General features: G+C 74.4%; 23 protein-coding genes and 1 tRNA gene. 16 read left to right on the forward strand and 8 right to left on the reverse strand.

The window, feature by feature from the left end:
• The first annotated feature begins 73 nt into the window (after nt 1-73).
• Entirely contained in the window at nt 74-1,252 is a 1,179-nt protein-coding gene (locus GCU67_RS11455) for a glucose-1-phosphate adenylyltransferase family protein (RefSeq protein ID WP_163611347.1), read from the forward strand.
• Nucleotides 1,253-1,433: 181 nt separating this feature from the next.
• Here the strand turns inward: GCU67_RS11455 and GCU67_RS11460 are convergent, their stop codons facing one another.
• Nucleotides 1,434-2,126: a UdgX family uracil-DNA binding protein gene (locus GCU67_RS11460; RefSeq protein WP_163611348.1), complete on the reverse strand. Its 693-nt coding sequence runs from the start codon at nt 2,124-2,126 to the stop codon at nt 1,434-1,436.
• 143 nt (nt 2,127-2,269) lie between these two features.
• Between GCU67_RS11460 and GCU67_RS11465 the strand changes: the two genes are divergently transcribed.
• The 3 genes from GCU67_RS11465 (at nt 2,270) to GCU67_RS11475 (ending at nt 5,378) form a co-directional block, all read left to right on the forward strand.
• Nucleotides 2,270-3,178: an ABC transporter ATP-binding protein gene (locus tag GCU67_RS11465; RefSeq protein ID WP_338104946.1), complete on the forward strand. Its 909-nt coding sequence runs from the start codon at nt 2,270-2,272 to the stop codon at nt 3,176-3,178.
• Nucleotides 3,175-4,380 (forward strand): ABC transporter permease, encoded by a 1,206-nt coding sequence (locus tag GCU67_RS11470; RefSeq protein ID WP_338104947.1) that lies wholly within the window; start codon nt 3,175-3,177, stop codon nt 4,378-4,380. The genes GCU67_RS11465 and GCU67_RS11470 overlap by 4 nt, the downstream gene beginning before the upstream one ends.
• A 131-nt stretch (nt 4,381-4,511) precedes the next feature.
• Nucleotides 4,512-5,378, forward strand: coding sequence for a tetratricopeptide repeat protein (locus GCU67_RS11475; RefSeq protein WP_163611349.1), 867 nt, complete (start codon nt 4,512-4,514; stop codon nt 5,376-5,378).
• 72 nt (nt 5,379-5,450) lie between these two features.
• Here the strand turns inward: GCU67_RS11475 and GCU67_RS11480 are convergent, their stop codons facing one another.
• Nucleotides 5,451-6,368, reverse strand: a complete 918-nt coding sequence (locus GCU67_RS11480; protein WP_163611350.1) for an SMP-30/gluconolactonase/LRE family protein — start codon at nt 6,366-6,368, stop codon at nt 5,451-5,453.
• Nucleotides 6,369-6,423: 55 nt separating this feature from the next.
• Between GCU67_RS11480 and ppc the strand changes: the two genes are divergently transcribed.
• Complete coding sequence (gene ppc / locus GCU67_RS11485) at nt 6,424-9,225, forward strand: phosphoenolpyruvate carboxylase (protein ID WP_163611351.1); 2,802 nt, start codon at nt 6,424-6,426, stop codon at nt 9,223-9,225.
• Between the two features lie 61 nt (nt 9,226-9,286).
• Here ppc and GCU67_RS11490 read toward each other — a convergent pair whose 3' ends face one another.
• Complete coding sequence (locus tag GCU67_RS11490; protein ID WP_163611352.1) at nt 9,287-10,417, reverse strand: aminotransferase class I/II-fold pyridoxal phosphate-dependent enzyme; 1,131 nt, start codon at nt 10,415-10,417, stop codon at nt 9,287-9,289.
• A gap of 78 nt (nt 10,418-10,495) precedes the next feature.
• A complete protein-coding gene (locus GCU67_RS11495) occupies nt 10,496-11,878 on the reverse strand; it encodes an FAD-dependent oxidoreductase (protein WP_163611353.1) in 1,383 nt (460 codons plus the stop codon).
• Between the two features lie 69 nt (nt 11,879-11,947).
• Between GCU67_RS11495 and GCU67_RS22440 the strand changes: the two genes are divergently transcribed.
• Nucleotides 11,948-12,256, forward strand: coding sequence for an antibiotic biosynthesis monooxygenase (locus GCU67_RS22440; RefSeq protein WP_163611354.1), 309 nt, complete (start codon nt 11,948-11,950; stop codon nt 12,254-12,256).
• 60 nt (nt 12,257-12,316) lie between these two features.
• Here the strand turns inward: GCU67_RS22440 and GCU67_RS11505 are convergent, their stop codons facing one another.
• The 3 genes from GCU67_RS11505 to GCU67_RS11515 form a co-directional block, all read right to left on the reverse strand.
• Nucleotides 12,317-13,126, reverse strand: a complete 810-nt coding sequence (locus GCU67_RS11505; protein WP_163611355.1) for an Fpg/Nei family DNA glycosylase — start codon at nt 13,124-13,126, stop codon at nt 12,317-12,319.
• A 77-nt stretch (nt 13,127-13,203) separates the two neighbouring features.
• Nucleotides 13,204-14,574: an FAD-binding domain-containing protein gene (locus tag GCU67_RS11510; RefSeq protein ID WP_163611356.1), complete on the reverse strand. Its 1,371-nt coding sequence runs from the start codon at nt 14,572-14,574 to the stop codon at nt 13,204-13,206.
• A gap of 37 nt (nt 14,575-14,611) precedes the next feature.
• Nucleotides 14,612-14,932 (reverse strand): GNAT family N-acetyltransferase, encoded by a 321-nt coding sequence (locus GCU67_RS11515; RefSeq protein WP_163611357.1) that lies wholly within the window; start codon nt 14,930-14,932, stop codon nt 14,612-14,614.
• Nucleotides 14,933-15,128: 196 nt separating this feature from the next.
• Here GCU67_RS11515 and GCU67_RS11520 point away from each other — a divergent pair.
• Nucleotides 15,129-15,204, forward strand: a tRNA-Arg gene (locus GCU67_RS11520).
• 292 nt (nt 15,205-15,496) lie between these two features.
• Nucleotides 15,497-15,877, forward strand: coding sequence for a GtrA family protein (locus GCU67_RS11525; protein WP_276508512.1), 381 nt, complete (start codon nt 15,497-15,499; stop codon nt 15,875-15,877).
• A gap of 28 nt (nt 15,878-15,905) precedes the next feature.
• Here GCU67_RS11525 and GCU67_RS11530 read toward each other — a convergent pair whose 3' ends face one another.
• Nucleotides 15,906-16,484 carry a TetR/AcrR family transcriptional regulator gene (locus GCU67_RS11530; protein ID WP_163611359.1) on the reverse strand — a complete coding sequence of 193 codons (579 nt, stop codon included), beginning with the start codon at nt 16,482-16,484 and terminating at the stop codon, nt 15,906-15,908.
• Between the two features lie 84 nt (nt 16,485-16,568).
• On the opposite strand from GCU67_RS11530, the gene GCU67_RS11535 reads away from it, so the two are divergent.
• The 8 genes from GCU67_RS11535 (at nt 16,569) to GCU67_RS11570 (ending at nt 21,297) form a co-directional block, all read left to right on the forward strand.
• On the forward strand, nt 16,569-17,450 hold the full coding sequence (locus GCU67_RS11535) for an SDR family oxidoreductase (RefSeq protein WP_163611360.1): 882 nt from the start codon (nt 16,569-16,571) through the stop codon (nt 17,448-17,450).
• Nucleotides 17,451-17,495: 45 nt separating this feature from the next.
• Entirely contained in the window at nt 17,496-17,915 is a 420-nt protein-coding gene (locus tag GCU67_RS11540) for a hypothetical protein (RefSeq protein WP_163611361.1), read from the forward strand.
• A gap of 37 nt (nt 17,916-17,952) precedes the next feature.
• Nucleotides 17,953-18,249: a hypothetical protein gene (locus GCU67_RS11545; RefSeq protein ID WP_163611362.1), complete on the forward strand. Its 297-nt coding sequence runs from the start codon at nt 17,953-17,955 to the stop codon at nt 18,247-18,249.
• 99 nt (nt 18,250-18,348) lie between these two features.
• On the forward strand, nt 18,349-19,089 hold the full coding sequence (locus GCU67_RS11550) for a LuxR C-terminal-related transcriptional regulator (RefSeq protein WP_163611363.1): 741 nt from the start codon (nt 18,349-18,351) through the stop codon (nt 19,087-19,089).
• Between the two features lie 117 nt (nt 19,090-19,206).
• Nucleotides 19,207-19,644 carry an EAL domain-containing protein gene (locus GCU67_RS23125; RefSeq protein WP_476738951.1) on the forward strand — a complete coding sequence of 146 codons (438 nt, stop codon included), beginning with the start codon at nt 19,207-19,209 and terminating at the stop codon, nt 19,642-19,644.
• Nucleotides 19,645-19,668: 24 nt separating this feature from the next.
• Complete coding sequence (locus GCU67_RS11560; protein WP_163611365.1) at nt 19,669-20,115, forward strand: SRPBCC family protein; 447 nt, start codon at nt 19,669-19,671, stop codon at nt 20,113-20,115.
• A gap of 34 nt (nt 20,116-20,149) precedes the next feature.
• A complete protein-coding gene (locus GCU67_RS11565) occupies nt 20,150-20,992 on the forward strand; it encodes an NAD-dependent protein deacetylase (protein ID WP_163611366.1) in 843 nt (280 codons plus the stop codon).
• Nucleotides 20,989-21,297 carry a biopolymer transporter Tol gene (locus tag GCU67_RS11570; protein WP_163611367.1) on the forward strand — a complete coding sequence of 103 codons (309 nt, stop codon included), beginning with the start codon at nt 20,989-20,991 and terminating at the stop codon, nt 21,295-21,297. The genes GCU67_RS11565 and GCU67_RS11570 overlap by 4 nt, the downstream gene beginning before the upstream one ends.
• Nucleotides 21,298-21,400: the final 103 nt, after the last annotated feature.

Consider the following 21,400-nt stretch of genomic DNA (forward strand, 5'->3'; position numbering starts at 1 on the left):
ACCCCGCTGAGAGCACAGTCGCCGGCGGGAGCCGTTGGTGCTTGCACCAGTGGCGTGCGGGTAGCGGAGCGTCATGGCCCTCCCGAAGATCCTCGTGCTCGTGCTCGCCGGTGGGAAGGGCAGTCGCATGCAGCTGCTCACCGAGACCCGGGCCAAGCCCGCGGTGCCCTTCGCCGGTGTCTACCGGCTCATCGACTTCCCGCTGTCCAACTGCGAGCACTCCGGCATCGCCGACGTGTGGGTGTCGGTGCAGTACCAGCCGCAGTCGGTGAACGAGCACCTGGCCAACGGCCGCCCGTGGGACCTCGACCGCACCACCGGCGGGCTGATGATGCTGCCGCCGTTCCAGTCCGGCAGCGACCGCGGCGGGTTCACGACGGGCACCGCGGACGGGCTGTGGCGCCAGGCGGAGCTGATCCGCCAGTTCGCCCCCGACGCGCTGGTGGTCGTCAGCTCCGACGCCGTCTACAAGCTCGACTACCGCGAGGTCGTCGAGGGCCACCTGGCCTCCGACGCCGAGGTCACGATGGTGACCACCGAGGTCGACCCGGACGACGCCAGCCGCTACGGGATCGTGCAGGTCGACGGCGAGCGGGTCACCGACTACGTCTACAAGCCCGACGAGCCGGCGACGACCACCGCCACCAACGAGGTCTTCGTCTTCAGCCCCGGACCCACGCTAGACCGGCTGGAGCAGCTCGCCCGGGACGCCGGCGAGGACGGGCTCGAGGACCTCGGCAACCACCTGCTGCCCGCGCAGACCCGCGACGGCAAGGCCCGCGCCCACCGGTTCGACGGCTACTGGCGCGACCTGGGCACGATCGAGTCCTACTGGCAGGCCAACCAGGACTTCCTGTCCGCCGAGCCGCCGATCGACCTGGACGAGGCGGGCTGGCCGGTGCACACCCGCGGTGGCCGGCACAGCGCCGCCAGGGTGCTGGACGACGGGCAGATCGAGAACAGCCTGCTCTCCGGCGGGACCCGCGTCTCCGGCAACGTCCGGGGCTCGGTGCTCTCGCCCGGCGTGGTCGTGGAGGCCGGGGCCAGCGTCACCGACTCCGTGCTGCTGCCCGGCGTCCGGGTGCGGGCCGGGGCGACGGTGACCCGCGCCGTGCTCGACGACAACGTGGTGATCGGGGAGGGCGCGACCGTGGGCGGGGACGGCGACATCACCCTGGTCGGCCGCGAGACCGAGGTCGAGGCCGGCAGCACCCTGGTCCCCGGCACGCGGCTCCCCGAGCCCGAGCGCTGACCACCGAGGGGCGGAAGTGGCCACGTCCGCCCCTGCGTCGGCCTCGCCGGCGACGGCTCCGCGTGGGACGGGGAGGCGCGGCGGTGTGCGCCGGAGGTCGTCTCGGCGACCCGGAGGCAGCATCCAGCGCACGACGGACGAGCACACCCGGGGCGGACGCGGCCGCGTCCGCCCCGAGGCGTCAGGCGAGGGCGCCGGCGACGACCATGAGGTCGGCCACGAGGGCGTCGTAGGCGGCGGCGCGGGCGTCGTCCGGCGTCCGCAGGATGGCCGAGGGGTGCGCGGTCGCGAGCATCCAGGTCTGCGCCGGGACCTCCTCCTCCGGCTCGTCGCCGTCGGCATCGGGCTCGGTGAGCAGGGTGAGCTGGCGGCCCGGCGGCGTCCACGGCAGGAGCTGGCCGCGCTCCTTGGTGATCTTGAACGACGGTGAGATCAGCGCCTTGGCGGCGACCGCGCCGAGGCAGACGACGATCTCCGGCTGCAGCACGGAGAACTCCGCCTCCAGCCACGGCTTGCAGGCGCGGATGTGCTCCGCGCCCGGGGACTGGTGGATCCGCCGCTTCGGCGTGGGCGTGAAGCGGAAGTGCTTGACCGAGTTGGTGATGTAGGCGTCCCGGCGGTCGATCTTCGCGTCGCCCAGGGCGCGGTCCAGCAGCTTGCCGGCCGGGCCGACGAAGGGCTCGCCGGCCCGGTCCTCCTGGTCGCCGGGCTGCTCGCCGACGAAGACGATCCGGGCGGTCTCCGGGCCCTCGCCGAACACGGTCTGGGTCGCCGGCTCCCACAGCTCGCAGGCGCGGCAGCCGGCGGCGGCCTCGCGGAGGCCGGCCAGACCGACCCCGGTGGGCGGTTGGGCCGGGTGGTTCTCGGTGCTCATGGGTCGATGACACAGGACGTCGTGCCGGTCCGCAGCGTGGAACGCCACGCGCGGAGAGTCATTGTCACTTGACGAGTTGGAAAGTGATGCGACAGTCTCAGGTCGTCGGAGCAGGATCCGCACGTCGACGAAGCGGAGGCGCAGTGCTCGAGATCGACGGCCTGGTCAAGGCCTACGGCAGCAACCAGGTGCTCAAGGGGGTGTCCTTCTCCGTCGCGCCCGGGCAGATGTTCGGCTTCTGCGGTTCCAACGGCGCCGGGAAGACGACCACGATGCGGATCGCCATGGGCCTGGCCCGGGCCGACGCCGGCGAGGTGCGCTGGACCGGCCGTCCGGTCGACGACGCCGTCCGCCGGCGGATCGGCTACATGCCGGAGGAGCGCGGGCTCTACCCGAAGATGAAGGTCGGCGAGCAGCTCACCTACTTCGCACGCCTGCACGGCATGGACGCCGCCCCCGCTGCCCGCGCCGCCGAGCACTGGGCCGAGCGGCTCGGGCTCGGGGAACGCCGGAACGACAAGGTGGAGAAGCTGTCGCTGGGCAACCAGCAGCGCGTGCAGCTCGCCGCCGCCCTGGTCAGCGAGCCCGACGTGCTGATCCTCGACGAGCCGTTCTCCGGGCTGGACCCGGTCGGCGTGGACTCCCTGGCCGAGGCGCTGCTCGCGCAGTGCCGCCGTGGCGTGCCGGTCGTCTTCTCCAGCCACCAGCTCGACCTCGTCGAGCGGCTCTGCGACGCCGTCGGCATCCTGGCCCGCGGCTCGATCGTGGCCAGCGGCAGCGTCGACGAGCTGCGCTCGGGCGCCGTCGGCCGGCAGCTGCGGGTCGTCGCCCCCGACGCCCCCGACCACTGGGCCTCCGCCCTGCCCGGGGTGCGGGTCGTGTCCGAGCAGCGCGGTGACACCGTGCTCGAGCTGGCCCCGGGCGCCGACGACCAGCAGGTGCTCGCCGCCGCGCTGGCCACCGGCCGGGTGGCCCACTTCGCCTGGCGCGAGCCGACGCTCGTCGAGCTGTTCCGCGACGCCGTCACGGCCACCCCGGTGGTGGCGGCGTGAGCGCCCCCGCCCCCGCGCACTCCGACGTGACGCCCAACAGCCCGGCCCGGATGGTCCGGCTGGTCGCCGGACGGGAGATCTCCACGCGCATCCGGGACAAGGGGTTCCTGATCGGCTCCGCCGTCCTGATCGTGCTCATCCTGGGCATGCTGGTCTTCCAGGTGGCCATCAACAGCGGCACCGACACGACCCGGGTCGGCGTCGTCGGCGGGGACGCCGCGGTCGGCGAGGCGCTGCGGACCCAGGGCCAGGCGTTGGGCACCGAGGTCGAGGTCGTGGACTACGGCGACGAGGCGGCCGCCCGCACCGCGGTCGAGGACGGCGACGTCGAGGGCGCCCTGCTCAGCCCGTCCGGCGTCCAGCCCGAGCTGCTCGTGGAGAGCGGCGGTGGCCAGGTCGAGACGCTGGTGCAGGGCGCGGTGCAGGGGCTGGCGCTGGACCGGCAGCTGTCCGACGCCGGGGTGCAGCTGGAGGCGCCGCCGGAGGTCGAGGTCGTGCCGTTGGACCCCGACGCCGACGCCGACCTCGAGGCGGCGATCGTGGCGCTGGTCGGCGTGGTGGTGCTCTACAGCCTGCTGCTGCTGTTCGGTCAGTTCGTCGCCCAGGGCGTGGTCGAGGAGAAGTCCAGCCGGGTCGTCGAGCTGCTGCTGGCGACCATGAAGCCCTGGCAGCTGCTGTCCGGGAAGATCATCGGGCTGGGGCTGCTCGGCCTGGCGCAGATGCTGGTCATCGCGGTGATCGGGGTGGCCGGCGCGCTGGCCTTCGACGTGGTCGAGCTGCCCGGGCGGCTGATCGGCACCGTGCTGACCGTGGTGGCCTGGTTCGTCCTCGGCTATGCGTTCTACGCCTCGATCTTCGCCGCCGCCGCGTCGCTGGTGAGCCGGCAGGAGGACCTGGGCAGCGTGCTCACCCCGGCCACCCTGCTGCCCGTCGTCGGGCTGGTCATCGCGCTGCAGGCCGCCCAGGACCCGACCAGCACCCTGGCCCGGGTCACGTCCTTCGTCCCCGGGCTCTCGCCGATGGTCATGGCCGTGCGCCAGTCCGCCGGCGAGGCCGCGCTGTGGGAGGTCGCGGTGGCCGTTCTGATCATGCTGGTCTCGATCGCGGTGATCGTGCGGATCGGCGGCCGCATCTACGCCGGCGCGCTGCTGCGCACCGGCGGCAAGGTCAAGCTCCGTGACGCCCTGCGCGCGGAGAGCTGACCGCGGCCGGGATCAGGTGACCTGATCGTGAGTGCTCCTGGCTCACGGCACACGGTGAGCCAGGAGCAACCACGGTGAGCCCAGACGTCGGAGCGATGGAACCCGGTTGCCCGCTCCGGCACCATGGGCCGGTGGACGACGACCTTGACCGGCGGCTCGCCGCGCTGGACGGCTCGGACGACGTCGACGCGCTCCTCGACCTGGGGCGTGCGTTGCACGAGGCGGACCGGGACCGCGACGCCGAGCAGTGCTTCCGTCGGGCTGCGCGCGACGGCGATGGGGCCGCGCTCTTCGAGCTCGCATGGTCGCTGGCAGCGCAGGAGCGGTGGCGGGACGCGGCGCTGGCCTTCGAGCGCGCAGTCGCGGCGGGGGAATCGGCGGGCTGGTTGCATCAAGGGGTGGCCCTTGAGCAGATCGGCGACCTCGCCGGTGCACAGCGGGCCTACGAAGAGGCGGCCGCCGCTGGTGACGTCGAGGGGTGGGTGCACCAAGCGTGGTTGTGGCGCCTGCTCGGCGATGGCGGTCGCGCAACCGAGGCGCTGACGGCCGGCACCAGGGCGGGCAGCGAACTGGCCGCAGCGGTGCTCGCGTGCTGGCGGTGGGACGCCACTCGTGACCCGGCCCTCGAGCCCGCGTTGCGAGCTGGCGCCGATCACTACCCGGACGCCCGCGCCGACCTGGGTGCCCTGTTGCGTCAGAGCGGCCGTCTGGACGAGGCGAGGACGGTGCTGGAGCACGGCGTCCAGCTCGGGGAGTCCGCGTCGATGTTGCCGCTGGGCAACCTGCTCCGCGACGACCTGGAGGACGACGACGCCGCCGAGCAGGCCTATCGCCTGGGCATCGCGGCTGGAGACGCCTTCTGCCACAACAACTTGGGCGTCCTGCTGCGCGATCGCGGCGACGTCGTGGGCGCGGCCGAGGAGTTCATGCTGGGCGAGCTCAACGGGGACGCCAAGGCCGCCGCCAACCTGACGGCCCTCCGCGACGACGGCCCTTGATCGCACGCTCCTCGGTCGCATCGCACGTGCTGCAGCGCGTGCACTGCGACCGGACGGCGTGCACCGCGGAGGTCAGAGCTGGGACAGCGACTCGAGCGTGCCGCGGTACGGGTGGGCGCCGGGGCCGGTGACGCCGGTGCGCACGGTGAACAGCTTCCCGGCGTCGGGCTGGGCGGCCTTCGCCTCCTCGTCCAGGCCGTGCACCGAGGTGCTGATCACCAGCAGGTCGCCGCTGAACGCGCAGCTGGTGGTGTTCTGCGCGTCGACGTCGACCACGGTCAGCAGCTCGCCGGTGGGGGAGTACCGCCGCACCTGCGCCCCGCCCCACAGCGCCGTCCAGAGGCAGCCCTCGTCGTCCACGGTGAGGCCGTCGGCCACGCCGTCCGGGTCGTCGGAGAAGTCCAGCAGGACGCGGCGCTCACCGGGGACGCCGGACTCCAGGTCGTAGTCCATCGCCCAGACCGCCTTCGCGCCGGAGTCGGACAGGTACATCGTGCGGTCGTCCGGCGACCAGCCGATGCCGTTGGAGACGGTGAGCCCGTCGAGCACCGTGCGCACGGTGCCGTCGAGGTCGAGGCGGTAGAGGGTGCCGCCGCCGGTCCGCTCGTCGAAGGCCATCGTGCCGCCGAAGAAGCGTCCCGCCCGGTCGCAGGCACCGTCGTTCATCCGGGTGCCGCCGGCCTCCTCCGAGCCGCCCTCGCCGGTCAGCTCGATCAGCACGTGCGCCCCGCCGTCCTCGGTGAGCCGGCTGATCCCCGCGCCGGCGCCCAGCAGCCACCCGCCGGCGGCCGCGGGGACGGCGAACCCGACGGTGTCGCCGCCGCGGTGGGACGCCAGGTCGACGACGTCGTCGCCCTCGACGCGGCCGCGGCGGACCTGCCCCTGGGTGATGTCCACCCACACCAGCTCGGACCGGGCGGCGTCCCAGATCGGCCCCTCCCCGTGCTCGGCGGGGGCGGCGCTGGCCGGGGTCGCTGTCAGTCGGATCACGCGCCCATGGTCCCCAGGCAACCGACCCGTCACACGCACCCCCGATACTGCGCATGTGTCAGAAGCCACCGTCGACGTCGCCGACCTCCGCACCCCGGGCGGAGCCGAGCCCGATGAGCGCACCGACGACCCGTTGCGCGCCGACATCCGCCTGCTCGGCCGGGTGCTCGGCGAGGTGATCGGCGAGCAGGCCGGTGCCGACGTCCTGGACCTGGTCGAGCAGACCCGGGTCGAGGCCTTTCGCATCCGCCGCTCCGAGGTCGACCGGTCGGAGTTGGCCGAGCGGCTCGCGGCGCTGGACCCGCGGTCGGCCAACCACGTCATCCGCGCCTTCAGCCACTTCTCGCTGCTGGCCAACATCGCCGAGGACGTGCACCACGAGCGGCGCCGCCGACACCACCGCCGCGAGGGCTCCCCGCCGCAGAAGGGCAGCCTGGCGGCCTCCTTCGAGCTGTTGGACGCCGCCGGACTGGACGGTGAGACCGTGGCCGCCGAGCTGGCCGGCGCGCTCGTCGTCCCGGTGGTCACCGCGCACCCCACGGAGACCCGCCGGCGCACCATCACCGCGGTGCAGACGCAGGTCAGCGAGCTGATCCGGCAGCGCGACAACGCCGGCCCCGACGGCATCGACGAGGGTGCCTGGGCCGCCCACCTGTGGCGCGAGGTGCTCACCCTCTGGCAGACGGCGCTGCTGCGGCTGAGCCGGCTGCGGCTGGCCGACGAGATCGAGGAGGCGCTGCGCTACTACGAGCTGTCGCTGTTCGAGGTCATGCCGGCGCTGAACACCGAGCTGCGCCAGGCCCTGCGCCAGCGCTGGCCCGACGCCGACCTGCTGCCCACCCCGATGCTGCAGCCGGGCTCGTGGATCGGCGGTGACCGCGACGGCAACCCGTTCGTCACCGCTGACGCCGTCCGCCGCGCGACCACCAGCCAGGCCGAGACGGCGCTGCGCCACCACCTGTCCGAGCTGGACGCCCTGGGCAGCGAGCTGTCGATGAGCGACCGGCTGGTGGTCCCGACCGACGCGCTCTACGCGCTGGCCGAGGTCGCCCAGGACGGCTCCCCGTTCCGCGCCGACGAGCCCTACCGCCGGGCGATCCGCGGCATCCACGACCGGCTCGCCGCCACCGCGCTGCGGGTGCTCGGCTCCGTGCCCGGTGCCGAGCCGGACGTCGTCCTGCCGCCCTACGCCCTGCCCGAGGACCTGCTCGCCGACCTCGCGACCGTGGACGCCTCGCTGCGCAGCCACGGCGCCGGCGCGCTGGCCGATGACCGGCTCGCCCGGCTCCGCGACGCGGTGGAGGTGTTCGGCTTCCACCTGTGCGGCCTGGACATGCGGCAGAACTCCTCGGTGCACGAGGAGGTGCTGGCCGAGCTGCTGGCCTGGGCCGGGGTGTGCGAGGACTACGCCGCCCTGGACGAGGACGCCCGGGTCGCGCTGCTGACCGCCGAGCTGCAGCTGCGCCGCCCGCTGGTCCGCGCCGACGCCGAGCTGTCCGAGCTGGCCCGCGGCGAGCTGGACCTGGTGATCGCCGCCGCCGAGCAGGTCCGGCTGATCGGCCCGCGCACCATCCCCAACTACGTCATCAGCATGTGCGAGTCGGTCAGCGACGTCCTCGAGGTCGCCGTCCTGCTCAAGGAGGTGGGCCTGCTGGAGCTGGACGCCGAGGGGCGGCCGCACTCCAGCGTCGGCATCTCGCCGCTGTTCGAGACGATCGGTGACCTGCAGGCCTCCGGCGCGATCCTCACCGCGATGCTGGCCTCGCCGCTGTACCGGGCGCTGGTGGCCAACCGGGGCGACGCCCAGGAGGTCATGCTCGGCTACTCCGACAGCAACAAGGACGGCGGCTACCTCGCCGCCCAGTGGGCGCTGTACCGGGCTGAGCTGGCGCTGGTGGAGGTCGCCCGGGCCAACGGCATCCGGCTGCGGCTCTTCCACGGCCGCGGCGGCACCGTCGGCCGTGGCGGCGGCCCCAGCTACGAGGCGATCCGGGCGCAGCCGCCGGGCTCGGTGGCCGGCTCGTTGCGGATCACCGAGCAGGGTGAGGTCATCGCGGCCAAGTACGCCTCGCCGGACCGCGCCCGCCGCAACCTCGAGGCGCTGGTGGCGGCGACCCTGGAGTCGACGCTGCTGGACATCGAGGGCCTGGGCTCCGACGCCGAGGACGTCTACGCCCTCTTCGACGACCTGGCCGCCCGCGCGCAGGGCGCCTACCGCGCGCTGGTGCACGAGACGCCGGGCTTCGTCGAGTGGTTCCGCGCGGCGACCCCGATCCGGGAGCTGGCGGAGCTGAACATCGGCAGCCGCCCGCCGTCGCGCAAGGCCGGGGACAACATCTCCGACCTGCGCGCCATCCCGTGGGTGTTCAGCTGGTCGCAGGCCCGGATCATGCTGCCCGGCTGGTACGGCACCGGGTCGGCCCTGGAGTCGTGGGTCGACGGCGACCCCGAGCGTCTCGCCCGGCTGCAGGACCTGCACAAGCGGTGGCCGTTCTTCCGCACGGTGCTGTCGAACATGGGCATGGTGCTGGCCAAGACCGACCTGGACCTGGCCGCCCGCTACGCCTCGCTGGTGCCCGACGCCGAGCTGCGCGACCTGGTGTTCGGCCAGATCACCGCCGAGCACGAGCGCAGCGTGCGCATGCTCCTGGCGGTCACCGGCGACGACCAGCTGCTGGCTGACAACCCGTCGCTGCGCCGGTCGATCCGCAACCGGTTCCCCTACCTGGAGCCGCTGCACCACCTGCAGGTGGAGATGCTGCGCCGCCGCCGCGCCGGGGACGACGACGAGCTGGTGCGCCGCTGCATCCAGCTGACCATCAACGGCGTCGCCACCGCCCTGCGCAACTCCGGCTGACGCACGGCTGATGGAGTCCCAGCGCGCGGAAGACGCACCGCTGGGACTCCATCAGGGCCGGTCAGCGGCGGGCGGCCTCGATGGCGGCGGCGAGGCGGCGGACGCCCTCGTCGACGTCGGAGGGCTGCACGGCCGAGTAGGCCAGCCGGAACGAGTTCTCGCCGCCCTCGAGCAGGAAGTCCGTCCCCGGCACGATCGCCACCCCACGGGCGGCGGCCTCGGCGGTGATGCGGGCGACGTCGTGGCCCTCGTCCTCGGGCAGCGAGACCCACAGGAAGTAGCCGCCCTCGGGACGGCGGAAGGTCGCCTGCGGCAGGTGCGTGCGCAGCGCGGTGTCCAGGAGCCCGACCCGCTCGGCCAGCGCCGTCTTCACCGTCTCCAGCGCAGCCGGGAACCGGTCGCCGCGCATGAACTCGTAGACCATCGCCTGGGCGACCATGTTCGGTGCGATGTAGGTGTTGGTGGCCCGCACCCGGATCCGCTCGATGATCGCCGGCGGCCCGACCAGGTAGCCCACGCGCACGCCGGGGCAGACGGTCTTGGAGAACGAGGACGCGTAGACGACGTGCTCGCTCATCGGCCCGCCGTCGAGCTCCAGCATGCGGGGCAGCGGCTCACCGCTGAACCGGATGTCGACGTAGGGGTCGTCCTCGAACAGCACGAAGTCGTGCTCGCGGGCCAGCTCGAGCAGCCGGTGCCGCTTGGCCAGCGACAGCGTGTAGCCCGCCGGGTTCTGGAAGTTCGGGATGACGTGGGCCATCGTCGGCTCCAGGCCGCCGTCCAGCAGGGCCGCAACCTCCTCCACGGCGATGCCGTCCTCCTCCAGCGTCACCAGGTGCACGTCGGCGCCCCGGCTCCGCAGCCCGAGCAGGGTGCGGTCGTAGGTGGGCCGCTCGGTGATCACGGCCGCGCCGGAGGTGGCCAGCTCGTCGAAGAGGAAGGCGTCGGCCTGCATCGAGCCGTTGGTGACCAGCACGTGGTCGACCGGGACGCCGTGCTTGTCGGCGATCCACTTCCGCAGCGGCACGTAGCCGACCGCCGTGCCGTAGCCGGTGACGCCGGCGGGGTCGTTGTCGAAGGCGGCGACGGCGGCCTGCTTGAGGCCCTCGACGTCGACGATGTCGGTGGAGGGGGCGCCGCGTGCGAAGGAGATCATCGTGGTCGCCGGGGAGGTCTGTGCTGTGCCGGTCACGCCGTCGAGTCTGCCGCACGCGGCGCCGCGCGGCTGACGGCTCCGGCGCCGGACGGCCCCCGCCCCGGCAGCGGTGCCTCAGCCCTCCGTGGCCGCGGCGGCCGCGCGGACGGCGGCGAGCAGCTCGGACCGGTCGTGGATCGTCGTCCGGGGCCGGCCGCGGGTGGCCCCGAGGGCGATCTCGGCGGCGTCGATGGCCCGCCAGTCCGACAGCAGCACCGGGTGCCCGCCCCGGGCGCGCAGGGCGCCGATCCAGTCGTCGTCCCCGCGCGGGGCCAGCGTGCCGGCGGCGGCGTCGGCCAGCAGCGAGGCCACCGTCTCCCGGGCGTCGTGCTTGTTGGTGCCCACGACCCCGGTCGGCCCGCGCTTGATCCAGCCCGCCACGTACTCGCCACGGCTGGGCACCCCGTCCCGCAGGACCCGGCCCGCCTGGTGCGGCACCGTGCCGCCCTCCAGCGGCAGCCCGGGCAGCGGGTGCCCGCGGTAGCCGACCGAGCGCACCACCAGGTCGGCCGGGACGACGTCGAGCTCACCGGTGCCGACCGCCCGGCCGTCGGCGTCGACCGTCGTCCGCTCGACCTCGACCCCGGTGACCCGGTCGGTGCCCAGCAGCCGCACCGGGCGGGCGTGGAACCGCAGCCGCACGCTCACCGTGCCGGGCGCCGGCTCGTGCCCGGCGTAGTCGGCCAGCGCAGCGAGGTTGCGGGCCACGTGGCGGTCCTCGGCGGCGAGTGCGCCGTCGCCGGGGTCGGTGAGGTCTGCTGGGTCGACGAGCACGGTGGCCGCAGCCAGGTGCCCGAGCTCGCGCAGCTCCTGGGTGGTGAAGGTGGCCTGCGCCGGGCCGCGGCGGCCGAGCACGGTGATCCGCTCGACGGGTGCGGCGGCCAGCCCGTCGAGCACGTGCTGCGGCATGTCGGTGGGGTGCAGCTCGGCGGGGGAGCGGGCCAGCACCCGGGCGACGTCCAGCGCCACGTTGCCGACCCCGACCACCACGACGTCCCGCGCACTGGCCAGCAGGTGCTCGACCCGCGCGACGTCGGCATCGGGGTGGCCGGTGTACCAGGCGACGAGGTCGGTGGCGGCGAGGCTGCCGGGCAGGTCCTCACCGGGGATGCCGAGCGTGCGGTCACCGGCGGCGCCGTAGGTGTAGACGACGGCGTCCACGTGGCCGCGCAGCTCGTCGACGGACAGGTCCGCGCCGATCTCGACGTTGCCGACGAAGCGCACCCGCTCGTGGTCGAGCACGTGGTGCAGCGTCTCGCGCAGCGCCCGCATCTTCAGGTGGTCCGGGGCGATGCCGTAGCGGACGAGGCCGAAGGGCGTGGGCAGCCGGTCGACCAGGTCGACGGCCACCGGGACGTCGTCCTGGGAGGCCAGCGCGTCGGCGGCGTAGATGCCGGCCGGGCCGGCGCCGACCACCGCCACCCGCAGGGGTCGTGCGGGATCGGCCACGTCCGGCATCGTCGTCCTCACCGGGGGCAGGCGCCAGAGGTGGCCGCCGTCCGGCGGCCCAGATCCCCAGGAGCGTTCGTGTCGCACATCATCGTCGCCAGCTTCACCCCCGACCCCGGACGCCGGGACGCCCTCCGCGAGGTGTTCCTGACCGCCGTCCCGAAGGTGCACGCCGAGGCCGGCTGCGAGCGTCACGCGATCCAGGAGGACGAGGAGGGCTTCGTCTTCCTCGAGCGCTGGGAGAGCGAGGAGGCTCGGCTGGCCCGCGAGCAGGGCGAGCCCTTCTTGACCATGATGGCGGCGGCGAACGACGACCTGGCCGGCCCGCCCGCCGTGCGCATCCTCGACCTGCTGCCCACCGGCGACCCGGCCAAGGGTCAGCTGTGAGCTGATGGAGTTCCAGCGCAGCAGGAACCGAGCGCTGGGACTCCACGAGGGTGTGGCAGGTCAGACGGCCTGGCAGGTGGGGCACCAGAAGAGGTTGCGGCCGACCATGACCTCGGTGCGCACCTCGGTGCCGCAGATCCGGCAGGGCAGGCCCTGGCGGCGGTAGACGTAGTGCGCGTCCTCGCGCAGGGCCGGGCCGCGGCGGCGCTCCCGGTCCTCGCGCTCGGTGGTGACGATCCGGCCCGCCTTGACCCCGGCCTTCATCAGCACCACGAGGTCGGCCCACAGCCGCGCCCACGCGTCGGCGTCGACGTCCTTGCCGGGGCGGAACGGGCTGATCCGCTGCCGGTAGAGGATCTCGGCCCGGTAGACGTTGCCGACCCCGGCGAGCACGGCCTGGTCCATCAGCAGCGCGCCGATCGACACCTTGCTGCGGCTGATCCGGGCGAACGCCTTGGCCGGGTCGGACTTCCGCCGCAGCGGGTCCGGGCCCAGCCGGTCGAGGATCAGCTGCACCTCGCCGTCGGTGATCAGGTCGCAGGCGGTGGCGCCGCGCAGGTCGGTCCAGACCCCCTCGCCGTCCTCACCCGGCCCCTCCCAGCGCATCCGCAGCGCGCCCCGGGGCTCGGGCGGCAGCCCGGTGCCGGAGGTGAACTTGCCGTACAGGCCGAGGTGGACGTGGACGACGTCCGGGCCGAACGAGGCGAACAGGTGCTTGCCCCACGAGGTGACGTCGTCGAGCACGCGGCCGTCGAGCATCTCCGCCTGCCCGGTGAAGCGGCCCTGCGGGCTCGTGACGTGCACCTCGCGGCCGGCGAAGGCGGCCTGCTGCTCGCGGGCCAGCCGGAACAGGGTGTGGCCCTCAGGCACTCTCGATCACCCCGTCCAGCTTTCCCGCGCTGCCGCGGCCCTGCCAGGACGGAGCGGGTGAGAGAGCCGACACCGGTTCAGCGGGCACGGACGGCGTTGTAGCGGTCCAAGGAGACCAGCCGCTCGTGCGCGTGGTCGACGATCGGCTCGGGGTAGCCGGCCGGGACGCCGCCGGGCGCAGTCCAGGGCTCGTGCACGTACTCCGGGTCCAGGTCGCGCAGCTCGGGCACCCACTGCTTGACGTAGGTGCCGTCGGGGTCGAACTTCTTGCCCTGGGTGACCGGGTTGAACACCCGGTAGTAGGGCGAGGCGTCGGTGCCGCTGCCGGCCACCCACTGCCAGCCGTGCTGGTTGCTGGCCAGGTCGCCGTCGACCAGGTGCTCCATGAAGACCTTGGCGCCCACGGTCCACTCCTGGTGCAGGTCCTTGACCAGGAACGACGCGACGATCATCCGCACCCGGTTGTGCACGTAGGCCTCGCCGAGCATCTGCCGCATGCCGGCGTCGATGATCGGGAAGCCGGTGCGGCCGGTGCGCCAGGCCTCGAGCAGCTCGTCGGCGTGCGGGCCGGAGTCGTAGGCCATCGACTGCAGCTCGGGCTTGAGGTAGGCGTGGGCGGAGTCGGGGCGGTGCCAGAGGACGTCGGCGTAGAAGTCCCGCCAGGCCAGCTCGTCGGTGTAGCGGCGGACGGACTCACCACCGTCGTCGTGCGCGTCCAGGTCGGCGACCAGCGTGCGCGGGTGCACGCAGCCGTACTTCAGGTAGGCCGACAGCCGGCTGGTGCCGTTGGTGCCCGGGGTGTTGCGGCCCTCGGCGTACCCGAGCAGCCGCTCGTCCCGGAAGTGCGCCCACGCCTCCAGCCCGGCCGCCTCCCCGGCGGGGGGCAGCAGGACGCCGTCCAGCTCGGGCCGCGGCGGCGGGTCGTCGGTGCGCACCCCGGTCGCCCACGGGACGTCGTCGGGGCGCGGTGCGGGGGCGTGCCAGCCGTGCTCGCGCCAGGCCCGGGAGAACGGCGTGAACACCTGGAACGGGGTGCCGTCGCGCTTGACGACCCGGCCGGGTGCGACCAGGTACGGCGAGCCGGTGCGCACGAACGGGACGTCACCCAGCGCCTGCTCGACCGCCGCGTCACGCTGCCGGCCGTAGGGGCCGGCGTCGGCGGTGACGTGCACCGACCCCGCACCCAGCTCCTCGACCAGCCGGGGGAGCACCTGCGCGGGGTCGCCGTTGCGGAACACCAGCGCCCCGCCGGTCTGCTCGCGCAGGTCGGCCAGGCAGTCGAGCAGGAAGGCGCGCCGGGGGTCGCCCGCGGGGCCGTAGAGCCGGTGGTCGAAGACGAACACCGGCAGCACGCTGCCGTCAGGACCGGCCGCCTCGATCGCGGCCAGCAGCGCCGGGTGGTCGGTCAGCCGGAGGTCGCGGCGGAACCAGAGGACAGCGGTGGGCACGGGGGTGAGCCTAGGCAACCAGGTTGCACACCGCAGATCAGCTGTCGGCGGTGACCAGGCCGAAGGTGGGGCGGTCCGCCTCGGTGACCAGGTCGAGGTCGCCGGGGTGGTCGAGCAGGTACTTGCGGATGAACGAGCAGTACGGGAGCACGTGCAGGTGCCGCTCGCGCGCGGAGGTGAGCACGCCGGTGACCAGCGTCGTGCCCAGACCGCGCCCGCCCATCGTGGGGTCGACCTCGGTGTGCGGGAGGGTCATCAGCTCGCCGTCCACGTGGTAAGTGGCGAAGCCGACGACGCGGTCGTCGTCGCGGATCTCGAAACGGCCCCGCTCGGGGACGTCGACCACCGTGATCTCCATCTGTGCTCCCACCTCCCGCGGCTCCGGCCTCGTTGCCGGGCATGTGCGTGTTGGACAAGGTAACCGTTGCGACACGATGTCGCCCGCATCTCCTCCGACGCGTTCACCCGTGGGGAGGTTCCCTGCTCCCGCGTGGCGGCCCGCTAGCCTCGTCCCCGCACACCCCGGTCGGGAGCGCTGCTCGCGCACCCGACGAGCCCCCGTAGCTCAGGGGATAGAGCATCGGTTTCCTAAACCGTGTGCCGCAGGTTCGAATCCTGCCGGGGGCACCACCGGGTGTCGGCCGCGCGCCCCGCCTGACGGTGTCCTCCTCACGCAGTACACCGATCTCCTCCTGCAGCACGATCCGCCCGGCGTCCCCGGCGGCCAGACTCGAGGACGACGACCAGCGGCCGCGCCGGTCCCCGAGTCCGGAGCCGTGACCCCCGTGAGCACCTGCCTCCTGCAGCGCGTCGAGGAACCGCAGCGGGCGTCGAGGAACCGCAGCGGGTCGTCAGCGGGCCGGTCGAGGCCGACGGGGGAGCGGTCGGGCTGCTCCGCCGCGAGGACGGGGTCGGGCAGTTCCTGCGCTTCGTCGCCGTCGGCGGCACCTCGATGGTGCTCTACGGCCTCGTCCTCTGGCTCCTGCAGGGCCTCGGCACGCAGCCGGCGAACCTCGTCGGGTCGCTGGCCTCGACCGTGCTGGCCAACGAGCTGCACCGCCGGCTCACCTTCCGCGCCGGGGGGCACGTCAGCCGGCTCGCCGCGCAGCTGCAGGGCGGTGGCATGGCCCTGGCCGGGGTGGCCCTCACCGCGGCCGTCCTCGCCTGGGCGGAGACCGCCGTCGGGTCGACCGGTCCGGTGCCCCAGCTGCTGCTGGTCACGACCGTCACCGGCCTGGTGGGGCTGGGCCGCTTCGCCGGGCTGCGCTGGGCCTTCACCGGCCGCACGCCCAGGACCGCCTGAGCGTCCCTCGGCCTGCGGGACGCGCAGGTCAGCCCAGCGAGGCGGTCGCTGCGCGCAGCTCCTCGAGGGCGGCCAGCGCGTGCTGGGCCAGCCCGGTGCCGTCGTCGCGGTCGGTGGCCGCCCACTGGGCGTAGCCGCGCTTGAACGCCAGCACGCCCAGCTCGGCCGCGAGGTGTGCGGTCGGGTCGGCCACGCCCCGGGCCACCAGGGCATCGGTCATCGCGGCGGCCATGCCGACGCTCTTGAGGGCGTCGCGCTCCTGCAGCTCGGTGCTGGCGGCGATCGCGGCGTGGATGCGGGGGCCCAGCTCTCGGTTGGCCGGGCCCATCTCGCTCGAGGCGCGCTCGAGTCCGGCGGCCACCGCCTGCATCGGGCTGGCGTACGCGGGCGCCTCGGTGATTCCGTCGGCGAGCAGCCGGCTCAGCGTCTCCTGGCCGGCGACCAGCAGCTCCCGCTTGTCGGAGAAGTGTCGGAAGAACGTGCTGCGGGTGACCCCGGCGCGCTCGGCGATCTGCGCGACCGTGGTCGCGTCGTACCCCTGCTCGGTGAACAGGTCGACGGCCGCGACGACGAGCCGCTGGGTCGCTCCTGGTTCCCATCGGCCCATGGGCCCAGCTTAGCGATGGGACAGCAGTCCCATCACTGTGTACGCTGACGGGACAACAGTCCCATCACTCGTCTGGAGCACCTCATGCGCGTCTTCGTCACCGGGGGCACCGGCACCATCGGCTCCGCCGTCGTCACCGAGCTGCTGGCCCACGGCCACACCGTGCTCGGGCTCGCCCGTTCCGAGCGCTCCGCGCAGACCCTCGAGGCCGCCGGCGCCCACACCCTGCGCGGCGGGCTGGCCGACCTCGACGTCCTGCGGGCCGGCGCAGCGCAGTCCGACGGCGTCGTCACCCTGGCCTTCGGCCGCGACTACGGGACGCCGGAGGCCGTGGCCGCGAGCATCGCCGAGGAGGGCGCCGCCATGGCCGCACTGGGGGAGGAGCTCGTCGGCAGCGACCGCCCGATCGTCGCCGTCTCCGGCACGCCGTGGATCCCGGGCCGCGCCTCCACCGAGGCCGACCCGCTGCCCACCGAGGGGCCGGTCGCCGGCCGGGCGGTGTCGGTCGCGGCCCTGCTGGCCCTGGCGACGAACGGGGTGCGCAGCGCCGCCGTGCGCATGCCGCGCACGGTCCACGACCACGGCACCGGCGGGTTCGCCGGCCTGCTGACCGACATGGCCCGCGCCGCCGGCGTGGCCGGCTACCCGGGCGACGGGACCCAGCGCTGGCCGGCCGTGCACGCGCGGGACGCCGCCGTCCTGTTCCGACTCGTCCTGGAGTCCGCGCCGGCCGGCACCGCGTGGCACGCCGTCGCCGACGAAGGTGACGCGGTGGCCGACATCGCCACGGTCATCGGCCGGCGGCTGGGGCTGCCGGTGGAGGCGCGGCCGGTGGAGGAGTTCGGCCCCTTCGGCCCGATCTTCGCGATGGACCAGCCGGCGTCCAGTGCGCACACCCGCGAGGCGCTCGGCTGGCAGCCCACCCACCCGGGCCTGCTCGCCGACCTGGAAGAGCTCCAGCCCTGACCGCCCGTCGACGGCCCGGTCCGGGCCGTCGACGACACTGGGGGCATGGCAGCTCCCTCCGCCGACCGGGCACCCCGACCGCTGACCGGCACCGAACGCGCACTGCTCGACGCGCTGCTCGCCCACGACTTCACCGGCGCCGACGTCCTCCGCGCCCAGCTGGACACCGCGACCGCGACACCGGGCTGCACCTGCGGCTGCGGCACGATCGACCTGCACGTCCCCGGCACCGCCCCGAACGCCGGGGTCGCCGGCCCCGCGCCGGTCGAGGGCACCGTGCACGGGCCCGACGGCCGGCCCACCGGGGGCGTCCTGCTCTTCGTCGAGGACGGCCGGCTGGCCCGGCTGGACGTCACCTCCCACGGCGACCCGCTGCCGGTGCCGGACCCCGCCAGCGTCACCTGGGGCGACACGGCCTGGGCCCGCCCGGACACCGTCCGCCGCCCGGCGCGCTACCGCCGCTGAGGCGCGTGGCCGGCCCGGTCACGGGTACGGCCGCCGCATGGCAGTGCGCAGCTCGGCGGTCGCGGCCGCCGACCAGTGGGTCGACCCCGAGGACGGCGTCCGCTACCCGGCCGGTGAGGTGCACGGCTGGGTGCAGGGGCACAACGGAACGGTCTGCGGGTTGTCCCTGTCGAGGTCCGGGCTGACCCGGTTCCCCCACGTCGGCTGGGCCGACGTGCAGCCGGAGTCCGGGCGGCACGCGGAGGGCGTGCAGGCGGTCTGCCGCCGGTGCGCGGCCGGGCTGGGAGCACGCCGTGACGAGCGTGGCTGGACCCGCACCAACCCGCGACCCTGAGCTGACCTGGACCGCAGCTGAGAAAAGTGCTCAAGGACCCCGTTCACCCGGTCGATCTACTGGTTGTCAGCAGTCACCGAACGTGAGCGGAGTCCCACAGTGTCCACCCCCCTGGTCAGCGCCAGCCGCAGCGTCACCCGCGTGCTCATCCTCGCCGACGCTCCGGTCCTGCGCCGTGGCCTGATCGGCATGGTCAACGAGACCGCCGGTCTCCAGGCGGTCGGCACCCCCGGGGAGCCCCGCCGGGCGCTGACGCTGGCCGAGACCGCCCACCCCGACGCCGTGATCGTCGAGCTGGGCACCGGCCGGGCCGCCACCCTCAACGCCTGCCGCGACCTGCGCCGCCGCTTCCCCCAGATCGCCATCGTCGCCCTGGCCACCTCTGAGGACCCGGGTGTGGTCAACGAGGCGCTGGCCGCCGGCGTCCGCGGCTACCTGCTCATGAACACATCGCCCACGCTGCTGGGCTGGGCCGTGCTGGCCGCCCGCGCCGGGCGCACCGTGGTCGACCCGCAGATCCGCCGCGGCGAGGGCCACATCGAGCCGGTGTCCCGCGAGCTCACCCTCGAGGTGCCGCTGACCCGCCGCGAGTCCGACGTCCTCGACGAGCTCATCCAGGGCCAGTCCAACCGGGTGATCGGCAAGAACCTCTTCATCTCCGAGGACACCGTCAAGTCCCACGTCAAGGCCATCCTGCGCAAGCTCGGTGCCCGCGACCGGGCGCACGCGGTCTCCCTGGTCCTGTCGGCCCGCAACCCCGCCGCCTGCACCTGCGGCGTCCACGTGCTCACCGGCGCCCCCACCACCTCCCCGGTCAGCGCCGCGCCCGCCGACGCCTGACCGGTCCACCGCCGATGCCCCGTGCCCCCTCGTGGCCACGGGGCATCGGCGCGTCCGGCCACCGAGCGGCCGACGTCCTCGACCGGGGTCGGGTCGCCTCGGTGCTGGACGACGCCGGTGCCCTGTAGCGGGTCTCCGTGGTCGGTCGCCCGCACTCGGGCACGACGCTCTCGCACGCCTCCCTGGCCGCGCACCCGGCCGCCCACTCCTCCCGGCTGCCCGCCGACCTCCCGCAGGCCGCCAGCTCCCTCAGCCGCCCCGGACCCAGATCGCCCCGCCGGCGTCCGTCCGCGGCTGAGGGGGGCAGTCGCCGGGCTGGGGGACGCGACCGGCGACCGCCGGCAGGGCATCGGCGTCGGCATCGTGCGGGCGGTCCTCCCGCTGTCGGAGGCGGCGGGCCTCGACGTCGTCGCCGAGGGCGTGGAGACCGAGGCGCAGCGGGCCTGCCTGCTGTCCCTGGGCTGCCGCAGCGCCCAGGGCCACCTGTTCTCCCGGCCGGTCCCGGCAGCCGAGGCGACGGCGCTGCTGGTCTCCGGGGCGCTGCTCCCCGGCTGAGCCGGGGAGAGCAGGATGGGCGGCATGGGTCAGGTCGTCGCCACAGCCGAACGGGTCGTGCGGGCACCGGCGGACGTCGTCCGCGCCGCGCTCGCCGACTACACCACCACCCGCCCCGCGGTGCTGCCCGAGCAGTACAGCGAGTACCGGGTGACCGAGGGCGGCACCGGAGCGGGCACGCGCGTGCACTGGAAGCTTCAGGCGACGTCCAAGCGGGTGCGGGTGCAGGACGTCGTCGTCACCGCCGGGCCCGACGGCGCGCTGGTGGAGAGCGACACCAACTCCTCGATGGTGACCACCTGGACCGTGCACCCCGCCGACGCCGGGGTGAGCACCGTGCGGGCGCGCACCACCTGGACCGGGGCGACCGGCATCGGCGGGTTCTTCGAGCGCACCTTCGCGCCCACGGGCCTCGCCCGCATCCACGGCGCGCTGCTGGAGAAGCTGGAGCACGCGGTCGCCGCAGGCTGAGGCGCGACGGCGTCCCGGCAGGGACCATGAAGGGGTGACCGCACCCGCCACGCTCGCCGGCGTCGCCGAGCTCACCGACCTCCTCACCGACGGCGGGGCCCTGGTGCTCTCCGGCGCCGGTCTCTCGACCGACTCCGGCATCCCCGACTACCGGGGCGCCACCGGGTCGCTGCGCCGGCACACCCCGATGACCTACCAGACCTTCACCCGCGACCCCCGGGGCCGGCACCGCTACTGGGCGCGCAGCTTCGTCGGCTGGCGGCAGATCGGGGACGCCCGCCCCAACGCCGGGCACCGCGCCGTCGCCGCGCTGCAGCAGGCCGGGTGCGTGGGCGAGGTCATCACCCAGAACGTGGACGGGCTGCACCAGGCCGGCGGTGCCCGCGACGTGCTCGAGCTGCACGGCGGCCTGGACCGCACCGTCTGCCTGGCCTGCGGCGACGTCGCCTCCCGCGCCGACCTCGACGTCCGGCTGCGGGCGGCCAACCCCGGCTTCCGGCCCGACGTCGGCGACGAGGTCAACCCCGACGGCGACGTCGAGCTGCCCGAGGAGGCGCTCGACGGCTTCGTGATGGTCGACTGCCTGGCCTGCGGCGGCGGCCCGCTCAAGCCCGACGTCGTCTTCTTCGGCGAGACCGTGCCGCGGGACCGGGTCGACCGCTGCTTCGACCTGGTCGCCGAGGCCGGGTCGCTGCTGGTGCTGGGCTCGTCGTTGACCGTGATGAGCGGCTACCGGTTCGTCATCGCCGCGGCCAAGCGCGGCATCCCGGTCGCCATCGTCAACGCAGGCCCCACGCGCGGCGACGCGAAGGCCACGATCCGGGTCGACGCACCGCTGGGTCTCGTGCTGCCCGAGTTGGCCGGCCGGCTGGCGTGACCCGCGAGGTCGAGCACACCGCGGACGGCCGCTGGATCGTCGTCGACGGACGGCGCTGGCGGACGGCGGACCCGTCGCTGCCCGAGGACGTGCGGGCGCGGCTGCTGCACCACCTGGGCGTGGGCCGCTCCGGTGTGCGCGCCGCCCGCGGGGACGACGCCGCCGTGGCCGCGGCCCGGGCACGGGTGCAGCTGGCCAAGACCGGGCTGGGCGAGCGCGGCACCGCCTGGTGGGACCAGGACGAGGCCGGACGCCGGGCCCGCTGGGAGTCGGCGCTGGAGCAGCTGGACCAGCTGGACGCCTGATGGCCATGTTCGCGAACACGGCCCCTCGGGAGCCCGGCGGCTGTTGAACGACCTCGCTGCCCCCCACCCCTCGCGAGCTCGCGGCGGGCCCCTGCAGCGAGGC

It is taken from the genome of Modestobacter muralis (assembly GCF_010682105.1).
Lineage (GTDB): Bacteria > Actinomycetota > Actinomycetes > Mycobacteriales > Geodermatophilaceae > Modestobacter > Modestobacter muralis.